Source organism: Acidovorax sp. SRB_14, assembly GCF_012932145.1.
Lineage (GTDB): Bacteria > Pseudomonadota > Gammaproteobacteria > Burkholderiales > Burkholderiaceae_C > Simplicispira.
Genome location: NZ_MWOK01000007.1, coordinates 154,866 through 165,688, shown reverse-complemented (window position 1 = coordinate 165,688; position 10,823 = coordinate 154,866). Strand labels below are relative to the sequence as shown.

General features: G+C 57.0%; 7 protein-coding genes, 2 pseudogenes and 1 other annotated feature. Of the genes and pseudogenes, 4 read left to right on the top strand and 5 right to left on the bottom strand.

The window, feature by feature from the left end; all coding sequences use genetic code 11:
• Window positions 1–29: 29 nt before the first annotated feature.
• Window positions 30–1,270, bottom strand: a protein-coding gene (locus B2J86_RS07995; protein WP_173024986.1) for an IS3 family transposase whose coding sequence is annotated in 2 segments (ribosomal slippage) — window positions 30–973 and window positions 973–1,270 — 1,242 coding nt in all. Because the reading frame shifts where the segments join, the coding sequence is not laid out codon by codon here.
• A 266-nt stretch (window positions 1,271–1,536) separates the two neighbouring features.
• Here B2J86_RS07995 and B2J86_RS07990 point away from each other — a divergent pair.
• Together B2J86_RS07990 and B2J86_RS07985 are read left to right on the top strand one after the other, a co-directional pair.
• Complete coding sequence (locus B2J86_RS07990) at window positions 1,537–2,823, top strand: pitrilysin family protein (protein ID WP_173025164.1); 1,287 nt, start codon at window positions 1,537–1,539, stop codon at window positions 2,821–2,823.
• A gap of 51 nt (window positions 2,824–2,874) precedes the next feature.
• Window positions 2,875–3,510, top strand: coding sequence for a dienelactone hydrolase family protein (locus tag B2J86_RS07985; protein WP_371736282.1), 636 nt, complete (start codon window positions 2,875–2,877; stop codon window positions 3,508–3,510).
• 292 nt (window positions 3,511–3,802) lie between these two features.
• Here B2J86_RS07985 and B2J86_RS07975 read toward each other — a convergent pair whose 3' ends face one another.
• A complete protein-coding gene (locus B2J86_RS07975; RefSeq protein WP_173025162.1) occupies window positions 3,803–4,675 on the bottom strand; it encodes a hypothetical protein in 873 nt (290 codons plus the stop codon).
• 1,956 nt (window positions 4,676–6,631) lie between these two features.
• Between B2J86_RS07975 and B2J86_RS07970 the strand changes: the two genes are divergently transcribed.
• Window positions 6,632–7,252 (top strand): hypothetical protein, encoded by a 621-nt coding sequence (locus B2J86_RS07970; RefSeq protein ID WP_173025161.1) that lies wholly within the window; start codon window positions 6,632–6,634, stop codon window positions 7,250–7,252.
• Between the two features lie 121 nt (window positions 7,253–7,373).
• Here B2J86_RS07970 and trfA read toward each other — a convergent pair whose 3' ends face one another.
• The 3 genes and pseudogenes from trfA to B2J86_RS07955 form a co-directional block, all read right to left on the bottom strand.
• Entirely contained in the window at window positions 7,374–7,952 is a 579-nt protein-coding gene (gene trfA / locus B2J86_RS07965) for a plasmid replication initiator TrfA (RefSeq protein WP_173025160.1), read from the bottom strand.
• Window positions 7,943–8,437, bottom strand: a pseudogene (locus tag B2J86_RS07960) (integrase core domain-containing protein); the annotation flags it as partial. The gene trfA and the pseudogene B2J86_RS07960, both read right to left, overlap by 10 nt.
• Window positions 8,409–8,576 carry a hypothetical protein gene (locus tag B2J86_RS07955; RefSeq protein ID WP_173025159.1) on the bottom strand — a complete coding sequence of 56 codons (168 nt, stop codon included), beginning with the start codon at window positions 8,574–8,576 and terminating at the stop codon, window positions 8,409–8,411. The gene B2J86_RS07955 and the pseudogene B2J86_RS07960, both read right to left, overlap by 29 nt.
• An 808-nt stretch (window positions 8,577–9,384) precedes the next feature.
• On the opposite strand from B2J86_RS07955, the pseudogene B2J86_RS07950 reads away from it, so the two are divergent.
• Window positions 9,385–10,571: pseudogene (locus B2J86_RS07950) on the top strand (IS3 family transposase).
• Window positions 9,663–9,778, top strand: a sequence feature (AL1L pseudoknot). Its footprint overlaps the pseudogene before it by 116 nt.
• Window positions 10,572–10,823: the final 252 nt, after the last annotated feature.

Sequence of the window (10,823 nt, the reverse complement as noted above, 5' to 3'; positions counted from 1 at the left end):
TGATCTTGCCCCCGTATTTCAGGACACGGCTATTCGCAATGTAGCGTCTCGGCTTGAGCGAGACGTCCCTGGGCAGCGCGCTGCTGCCTGAACTCCCTGGGTGATTTCATCTTCAGGCTCGAGTGCGGGTGCACCTCGTTGAAGTGCTCGAAGGCGGCCTGCATTTGCGCCATCACGGTCCTGGCATCGGCGAGGTCCATGCGGCTGACGTAGTCGCGTTTGAACGTGTTCACGAAGCTCTCGGCAATGCCGTTGCTCTGCGGGCTGCACACTGGGGTGTTGACCGGCTTCAGCCCCAACTGCCGGGCAATTTGCCGGGTCTCGGCCGCGATGTAGGCACTGCCGTTGTCAGAGAGGAACTCCAGCACATGCGCGCTGGGAATGGCGTCCACGTGTCCGAAGCGCTTTTCTACCGCCTCGATGAGCATCTCGCGCACCGGCTCGCCCGGTAGCCCTTTGCCTTCCCACGCCCGATACGCCACGATCTCGCGGTCGCAGCAGTCCTTCGTAAACGTTGCAGTGACGGTCTGGCCCGAGTCGCATTTGATCTCGAAGCCATCCGAGCACCAGCGCGCATCGCTTTGGTCGACCGCCACCTTGCCCTCGTGGGGTCGGCTGGACTGTCGACGCCTCGGCGCCTTCGGCAGCAGCAAAGCCTGGCCCGCCATCACCCGGTAGACGCGCTTGGCGTTCACGCGCGCAGCGCCGGTGCTGACCCGCTGGCGATTGACCAATGCGCAAGCGCGCCGATAGCCGTAGGTCGGCAGGTCTGTGATCTGAGCCGTGATCTCAGCGAGCAACGCAGCGTCGCTGGCGGCAGCGGTTCGCTGTGTTCGACCGTCAACCCAGTCCCGAGGTCGAACTTGCAGGCGATGGATGTTTGAGCGCGCCAACCCCAGCGCACGGCAGACGGCCTTCACAGGCCGTCCCCGTCCAGCAAGGGTGAGCGCGCAATCCACTTTTTTTCGGCGGCGTACTCCACGGCTTCCTTGAGGATCTCGTTCTCCAGGGTCTTCTTGCCGAGCACACGCTGCAGCTTGGCGATCTCGGCGCGGGCGGCAGCCAGCTCGGATGCAGGCACCACTGCCTCGCCGGCCGATACAGCGGTGAGCGCCCCTTGTCGTTCCAGCTTGCGCCACTGGAACAGCAAGCTGGCAGCGACACCTTCCTGGCGTGCAACGAGCGACACGCTCATACCCGGCTCGTAGGTTCGACGAACCAGCGCGGCCTTCTCTGCAAGGGACCAGCGCCTGCGACGCTGGTCTCTCATGATCACTTCAACGGTATCCGTATTCCTAGTCGTACTCACAGTCCTACTCCTATCTTTAAAGATAAGCGATAGACCGTGTCCTGTCATTCAAGGGGCCAGCTCACAGGTGGGCACGGATTTTCTTTCGTTGCTTTTTCTGACTGTAAGCGGCGTACTCGCTTAGTTGAATGCGCGGGACTGGCCTGTCTGCCTTTGATGGGGCACTGCGACAATGCCATATGAGTCAAGAACAGCCTTCGACGGCATTCGAAGTTGAGCGCCCAACCATGATCCAGCACACGCTCCCGAATGGGGTGCGTCTGCTGGCCATCCCCATGCCCCACGTGCAGAGCGCCAGCGTGGGCATATTCCTGCGCGTAGGCTCCCGAGACGAGACGCCGGCCACTAATGGCATCAGCCATGTTCTCGAACACATGGCGTTCAAAGGCACCGACACCCGCTCCGTGCAGGCGATCAACCTGGATGCGGAGCGATTGGGGGCTGAGGTCAACGCTTTCACCGGGAAGGACACCACCGGGTACTTCATGACCGGCCTCGGTCGGCACACGCAGCAGTTGCTGCGCATGATGGCCGACATCGTCCTGAACAGTACGTTTCCCGAGCATGAATTGCAGCGGGAACTGGAGGTGATCCGCCAGGAGGCCATCGAGTATGAAGAGGATCCGGAGGAGAGCGCCAGTGACCTTCTCGACCGTGCCATCTGGGGTGACGGCGCAATGGGCATGCCGGTGATTGGCACAGTCGCCAACATCGAGGGATTCACCCGGCAGGATCTGGTCCGCCACGTGGAATGCCACTATGTCGCGGAAAAGACGGTCGTGGCTGGGGCGGGCAACTTCGATGTCGATGCCTGGATGACACTTGCCGGAGAACTGTTTGCAGACATTCGTCTGTCGACCGATCTGCCTGTGGTGCAACAACCCAGGCCCGCGAAGTACGTTGGTCATGCTCTGGCCCGGCGTTTTACGCAGGTCTCTCAGGTGTTCGTGAACATAGCTTACCCCCTGGGGCCCGTGGAGCAGCAGGAGGTGCCTCAGCGGCGCTGGCGCCTTGCGGCTTCGCTGGCGGCCCATCTGTTCGGGGAAGGGATGTCGTCGCCCCTGGTCGACACCGTGCGCGAGCAGCTTGGCTTGGCCTATACGACCTATGCGACGATGGAAAGTGGGGACGTCTGGGCCAACTTCATCGTGCACGCGGTCACGACCCCGGACAAGCTCGACGCGTTGCTGACCGCCACCGGCCGTTTGCTGCGTGCACAGGCTACCTGCATTGACCCGGTGCACCTGGAGCGGGCCAAGAACCAGCTGACCGTATCCCGGGTTCGTGCTGGAGAGCGGCCCTACGCCACGATGGAGCAGGCTGTGGAAGAGCTCTTCGCCAGCGACACCGTGACGCCGATGGCTGAAACTTTGGCGATAATCGATGACATTGGGTCGGAAGAGGTACGGATGGTCTTCGAGCGGATGTTGGCCAACCCTCCGGCGCTGGCCATTGCTGGCAAGGGAGCCAGTGCAAAAACCGCTCGGCAACTCGCCGCCCGTCTGGAAGCCTGAGTCGATCCTGATCGCAGCTCATCGTCAACCATATGGGTGCACCAGCAGCATGTGCTCCCCACCGATGTGAAATGGGCGGGCGGCGTGGCGGTCTATCCCGGCTGCAACATGCGCTACCGGGTGGATCAGCACAGCAAGCTACCTGCTCCGATCCTCATGGTGCCGGGTGAGAAAGACGACATGACCCCGACCAAGCCGTGCATGGAGTTGGCCGACGAGTACGCAGCGGCAGGCCATCCGGTCAGCTACAAGGTCTATCCCGGTGCCACGCATGTCTTAGACCGGCTCAACCAGCCATGGAAGAAGTACAACGAGGGCAACTTCAACCTCTGCTCAATGGACGTGTGCATGCCCTATGTTTCCAATGACCGCAGCAGTTGGGGGCCAGCGCACGACAAAAGTCTCGGGGAAGACGTTCACCGACGACAAAGAGTGGAATGCCCACATGCCGAAGTGCAAGCAGACCTCCTGGATCCCGGTGGAGAGCAACGACAAGGCCCGCGAGGAAGCCGTGAAAGATGTGCTGACCTTCCTGAAGGCCGCCAAATGAGCCGCCGCCTGATACTTGTGCTGGCCGTCACCATGCTCCCGACGCTGCGCCCTGCGGCGCTATTGAAAGACCTCAGCGGCGGCCAGACGGGCAGGTTTGAGTATGAGTCAATCAAGCCACCGAATCGGCAACTCTAATCATGAAGGCTGGCAGCGGCATGGGCAACCACATTTACGACTTAAAAAGAAGCGCTCCCTGGCGACTGACCCGGAACTTGGACTAGCCGTCAATCAATTCCAGGCGATGTGTCTGGATCACCCGGCGACGGTGATACGAAAGCAATACGAGCCCAAATAGTTCGGTGCGATTTGGATTTTATAAATATCATTAGATGAGTTTCAAGAAACCACAGTTTTCGTGTCTTGCCTAATGATTTTTGTGAGGTTGATTCACCGCGAAAATCCTCGTCGCCCATAAGTAAAATAGGAACTACTTCAGAATCTCTTTCATCTTTTTCGCGCTCAATTGATCGCAAGTTTTAATAAGCCTATTCAGAGTGAATTCATCGCCCCCCGCGTCTGATGTTGCATAAAAAATGCCAATCCCTTCCGGAAGCATCCACCCCTCAAAGAATGGATCGGACCTGCTTTGCCAACCCTTTATACGATCGTACTCAGTATCTGTTATGAGTGCGATTCTGTTTTCAAGCAGTGCAGGGCGCTCTTTGTAGATATGGCAGAAACACATCCAAATACCGTGTATCTCTGGATTGCCTGGAGGATCATATGCAACGCACTGGTACTCAGCTGTCTCCCCTATGTCCATGGCTGACTCTGCAAGGGTCTTTGGCTTTCCTATGATTGCCGTCGTTACAGCAACTTTGCGGCCATCACGGGCAACTGCAGAATTTGTGTCAACACAGAATACTTGGTCATATGTCGCAAGAACTTTTTCTATGCCAAGAAAATGGCTGCCAGGGAGCTGGAAGTATGCATGCAGTATCTTATTTTTATTTTTCCTTGCGTAATATGTAGTCAGTGTGGATCGCGCATCACCTAAATGTCCATTTGACACGATTATTGGGGAATATATTTGTCCAATCTCTGAGGTCGTCAGATTGGCATACATTTCTCGGATTTTAACCTTTTTCCCGAAATCGATTTCTAGTTTGGAGAAACGCTCATTCCGAGGCTGGTTCGCTTGTTGCTTTGGCAAAACAAGCATCAATCCTTCGGCATCCAGCATGTTGCTTTTTACGCCACTCAAGGTAATTTCTAGAATTTGTGCAGGCGGCATATCCTCAGGAAAACGCTGAAAAAGCACTTGGCCTTTTGCAGCTTCAAGCATTTTCTCCAATCGCATGCACGCCTCCGTCATCACAGAAATAACCTGAGCTTACGTCATATCCAGTGTCATGTAAGGTCAACCGCACAACGCAAGTGAAGAGGGCTGAGGTCATGCGCTGTATCCGCAGCCCTCCAGTTGTCATCGGCGTGAAGCAGTGTTCCCCGCGTACGGTTAGGATGGGTGGTGACCTCTACTAAGCAGGGGACGCCCTCCAATGACGGCAAGATCACTGTGCTGCGGAGTGCAAGCGGCTTGCAAAAGCTCAAGGACCCGGAGTTCCCACACGGCAATTGCCATGATTCGCTGATACCGCCTAGTAAAGGACAGAGCTTGCGTGAGTGGCTGAAAAAATAGGCTGCTGCACAGAATGGATTCAACTACCATGGTCTGTTGCCCGCGCGTGGAAGGCCGTAAGACGATCGGCGCGCTAAGACTGCAGTGCCCTCGTATGTAACGCCAAAACAGCGTTGGTTCCTGGCGATGCCGAAACCACCATCTCCAACAATGGAATGTCCAACGACGTTCCAGTAGCTCTGATCCAACCGCAAACCGGATGGTAGAAACGATGGTAGATAAAAACAAAAAAGCGCCCCAAGAGGCGCTTGTTTTCTTGCTTACTGGCGGAGAGGGCGGGAGTCCGGCCAAAAAGAAAAACACCTTTGTAAAACAATGACTTAGACGCATCCTCAAGTAGTGTTTTGTACCTGAGGATGTCCGTTATTTTGTACGAAAATGGGGAGAGTGCCTCTACCATACCGAGCTTTTCAAGCTTGCACCACCGACTTCACGAAACCCTCGGCCGCATTTCGCCGATCAAGTGTCGTGTCAAGCTGTTCCCTAACCCCCACTTCTGTCTGACTCAGGAATTCGATGGACTTCAGCCCCTCGTCAGTTAGATGAACTAGCAACTCGGTGACGGGTACACCCAACTAACTCCATTGAATTGGGGCCTCACTTGCACGTGCATCTTGCAGCCATTCTCGTATGTGATAGTGCAGTCTCCGTTGTAGCACCGAGAACTGCATCGGATAGTTGGAGTGTTTGGTCGGCAGCTTTGCGGCACCTGTTGAGGCTTAGCTGCAACCGGAGTCTTGGCAACTGTAAAATTACCTTTGATCGCACCGAAGGCTTGATTTTCGCAAAGCAACTCACTTTTCTTCTCGCAGAATCGCTTTCCTTCCTCAAGCGCGAAGCTGCCTGTGTGAGAGCCATACTGCAAATAGTACTCAACAACTTTACCTTCGTTTACGGCGGCGTACACCGCATAAAAACCAGGCGTCGCCTCCGTCCAAACAACCTTACAACTTGGATCAGCACAAAAAGCTAAGGCTTTTTTCTCTGCGTCGACTTTGCTTCTAGTACTGGTGCTAAAGCCTATTCTCCCATCACCCACTGCGCGAGAAATGGCAGACGCGTATTCAACGGCGCATTTTTTCCCCGGATAGGACTCTCTGCATGCCTTTAGCGCGGCAGTTTCTGCTTCTTTGCGAGTTGACTGCACAGACCATCCACCCCAGCCTCCATCTTCAAGATAGGCTACTGCCGCATGCTCTGCATGCGATGCCATACATATAAAAATTAGTCCAACAGTTGCAACGAACTTTTTAAAGCGACCCATCACCCCTCCAAGTGAAACAATTTGTTCAATTGTAGGGTGTGGGCCAGAAAAAAACCCACACAAGGCAACCCTCCGGGGGGTCGCGCTGAAGATCGAACGACCCCAACCTGAAGAGCCATTGGTGCGAGCAAGGCGCTATAGCTAGACGTGACATTGCCAGATCCCTTGGGTATGGATGTTCACGATGCCCGTGGGCGCCTCCAGGTGACGGCAACCCTGGCAAGCGCAAAACGCCAACGCCTACCTTCGCGCCGCTCTTTAAGTGCTTGATTGGGTTGGCCGACACGTCTTAATTTGTTACAATTTCTCTTGACGTTAGCAAAAATTTGGGGGTTGTCTTGAGAACACGTGTAATGGTCAGCGTTGTGGCAGGTGCCGCACTGCTGTCGGGTTGTGTCGCTGCTGATTTGGTAAATTTGGCGGTGCATACCACCGAAGAGGGTTTTTCGGTCAAGTACTTTCCGAAGTTGGAAAGAGGAGTTGCAATAGAGCCTTCGCTGAAGGCGGTAACCGCCATGCCTTACAAACGCCATTTCCTACGCGAAGAAGGCAAATGCCAGTTCGATGGCGTGGTTGTGCCGTGGGAGCGGACTTGGCCAGTGCCAGTACAAAGTGGTGATAGCGGTAGCCAGAATATGCTGCCTCCTGAACCGGGCAAGATTGCTGGGTATGCCAGCGTGATCTACCAACGCACTTGCCCCAACGCAGCACCTGAAAGCATCTTGCATGTGGGCATCCAAGGCACGGGTGTTTTTGCCAAGCCCTTCATAATTTCTGCCAACTCTATGGCGGCGCAGGATGTCATGGACACACCAGTCGGCAACCGTCCCCAGTGGTTGTCGCAAGTGATTAAACGATTGGTGGATTTGGCGCCAACCCACTCTGCGGCCAAGCAGGCCGTTGTGATTGCGCAAGACAAGCTGGTGGAGGCATCGCCAGACATGGCCTCTGCGATCAAAGCTATGGTGCAGTAAGCCGTCGCCTCTCTTTCAACGGGAAGCTGCGGGCACGTCATTCGTGACGTTTGTGCGCGAAGCTTCCCTGAAAGACACCTTACGCTTGCGCGCCCTTAAGTGGACCACTTTTAGCTGGGGGTCAGTCCAATCGGAATTTATCAGATATGTTCGTGTCTTCAATGGATGTCTTCTTTGCCCGTTTCCTAGGCTTGTAGCCCTTTTGCACAACCACTTTGCCCGCGTATGGACCGACTTTGACTACTTCGCATTGCACCCATTTAGTCGCCTCTCGTACACGTACAAGAGCTTTATCAAGGGCGTGCAGCCATTTACTGTCTTGCATCGAATCGCGTCCCATCAACGCTTTAAGCGTCGAGGGGAACATAGGAAAAGCGGATCTGTGTGATGTGTAAAAAGCGTGCAAACCTTTGGCCAGTGGATCGCTTGCAAGTTGTTCCCGTTCTTTGCCAAGCAATACAAGCCATTCCCCTCCGTCAAGTAGTGCGGCAACCCCATCTGATATCGAGACTCGGTAGTCGTACAGCTTTTCTTCATCATTGAAGCGTTCAATGCACGAAACCAGCCGAGAACGCCCGACCGTTCCTGGCACGCTATAAGCAAAGTCTGCTTGATAAAGCCGCATTAATGAGTCATCAAGTAGAGCGTCTGTCTTGCCACTGATCTTGCCCCCGTATTTCAGGACACGGGCTATTCGCAATGTGGCGTCTGCCCGCTCTGAGCAAGACGCTGTTGGGCAGCACGCTGCTGCCGGAACTCCCTGGGCGATTTCATCTTCAGCGCCGAGTGCGGATGCACCTCGTTAAAGTGCTCGAAGGCCGCGGCCATCTGCGCCATCACCGCCTTTGCGTTGGCCAAGTCCATGCGGCTGACGTAGTCGCGCTTGAATGTGTTCACGAAGCTTTCGGCCATGCCGTTGCTCTGCGGGCTGCACACCGGCGTATTCACGGGCTTGAGGCCCAGCTGCCGGGCGATCTGCCGGGTCTCGGCAGCGATGTAGGCGCCGCCGTTGTCCGAGAGGAACTCCAAGATGTGGGTACGAGGGACACCCTCGACACCACCGAAGCGCTTCTCCACGGCCTCGATGAGCATCTCGCGCACCGGCTCGCCCGGCAGCCCTTTGCCTTCCCAAGCCCGATAGGCCAGGATCTCGCGATCACAGCAATCTTTCGTGAAGGTCACGGTCTGCCAGCACGCCCGTGAAGTCCACGAACGACACTAACTGAGCCTCGAAGTCATCAGCGTTGGTTGGCAGAGCTTCTGTCACCAGCAGCGGCAGGCCTTGCACCTTCAATGGATAGTCATACTGCTCTTCTGCATCCATCTTGAACGCATTGACGAGCGCTGTCGGCCCATCGTGTTCCCCATTTGCCAACTCCGTCTTGACCAGCTCCGGGAACAGGGCGGGCGTATGGTGCCGCAGCAGCGTGCTACCACCCGCCCTCTGGGTGCGGCTATCTGATCCAGCATCCGCGCTGTCTGGCGGAGGCCTGATGGCGGCAGCGGTTTTGGGTTTTTTGCTTCCTACGGGCGCACCTGCAGCTTTCAGGCTGGTCAGTAGGTCCAGGCGTACTTCTGCTCAGAGTGGGGAGCAGTGGTTCGCGCCGGAATCAAGCAGCCGGTCGCGTGATCCGATCAAATTCTGCAAGCAAGGGAGCGGTAGTCCTGAAAGCCGTGGTTTGGGTCGGCACAATGTCGCGCTGACGAACGGCAATAAAGTGGCCTTTACTTTATAGTGCGCGTGCCGCGAACACCGGGCAACAACCGCTGCCGATCATCCGGTCACGCGCTCGGAGTCAATGACCGCAACAGGCTGATCTGAGTCATTCACGGTTCAGTGCCTGAGCGGCAACAACCGCCAACACCAGCCATTGAACCCCGCCTGTCCTGAGCGGCCGCTTCAGCCTCGCAACCGGCCGCTCGACTGCGCGGCTCGCCGCGTACCGGCTTGAACGACCGTTTCTGCGCGCAGTGACAGGCTCATGTCGACCCAGAGCAGCCATCGGCGTATCGCGAGCAGTGACGGTCTCGCAGCAATGGCTGCACGTCCTCACTGCAGGTTGACTACTCGCTTTTGAACTCTGAATCGCCCCAGTTTTTGAGGAGGCTCAACACTCTGAGAGGATTGAGCCGTGAAGAAGTCGAACAAGTTCTCACCCGAGGTCTGTGAGCGGGCGGTAAGGATGGTGCAGGAGCGTCGTGGGGAGTACCCGTCGCTGTGGGCGGCAATCGAGTCCATCGCGCCGAAGATTGGCTGCGTGCCGCAGACGCCGCACAAATGGGTCAAGCGTGTCGAGATTGACACGGGCGTGCGCGAAGGCGTTACGACCAGCGAGGCCCAGCGGATGAAGGAGCTGGAGCGCGAGGTCAAGGAGCTGCGCCGGGCCAACGAGATACTGAAGCTGGCGAGCGCGTTTTCGCCCAGGCGGAGCTCGACCGCCGGCTCAAGTCCTGAAGGATTTCATCGACAAGCATCGCGATACCTTTGGGGTCGAGCCGGTCTGCAAGGTTTTGCAAGTCGCCCCGTCGGCGTATCGACGACATGCCGCGTTGCTGCGCGAGCCCCACAAGCGCTGCGCCCGGGCTCAGCGCGATGATGTGCTGGTTCCGGAGATTCAGCGTGTCTGGCAGGCCAACATGCAGGTCTAAGGCGCCGACAAGGTATGGCGGCAACTGACTCGTAAAGGCGTAACCGTGGCCCGCTGCACGGTAGAGCGGTTGATGCGCCGGCTGGGACTGCGAGGCGTGATGCGCGGCAAGGTTGTGCGCACCACCGTCGGTGATGCCAGGGCGCCATGCGCTCTGGACCTGGTCAACCAGCAGTTTCGTGCCGAGCGGCCGAACCAGCTGTGGGTCAGCGACTTCACCTACGTCTCGACCTGGCAGGGCTGGCTCTATGTGGCCTTCGTCGTTGACGTGTTTGCCAGGCGCATCGTGGGCTGGCGGGTGAGCAGTTCAATGCGAACCGACTTCGTGCTCGATGCGCTGGAGCAGGCCCTGTATGCCCGGCAGCCGGAGCGCGATGGGAGCCTTGTTTGTCATTCGGACAGCGGGTCGCAGTACGTCAGCATTCGCTACACCGAGCGGCTGGTAGAAGCGGGCATCGAGCCGTCTGTGGGCAGCAAGGGCGACAGCTATGCCAACGCTGTACAAGGCCGTGCTGATTCACCGCCGGGCGACATGGAAAACCAAGAAGGCGGTGGAGTTGGCGACCCTGGAGTGGGTGTCCTAGTTCAACCACCATCGCCTGCTCGAACCCATCGGCTACATCCCGCCTGCAGAGGCTGAGGCAAACTACTACCGGCAACTCGCCAGTTAGGTCACCGAGGTGGTGGCCTGACTTAAACCAACCAGCCTCCGCGAAAGCCAGGGCGATTCAGGGCGATTCACGGCATAAACCAGTCCAAGTTCCCACCCGCACCCCTCCTGAGGGTTACTGGGTCACTTCTGTGTGGAAATCAACACAGAGCGTGCCGGGCGCGCCCGGGCCACACGCTATTTTGTTGATCCGGGGCACCAATTGAAAGCTCCCGGCTTTGCTTTGGGATGGTCACTTGAATTTCGGATTAGA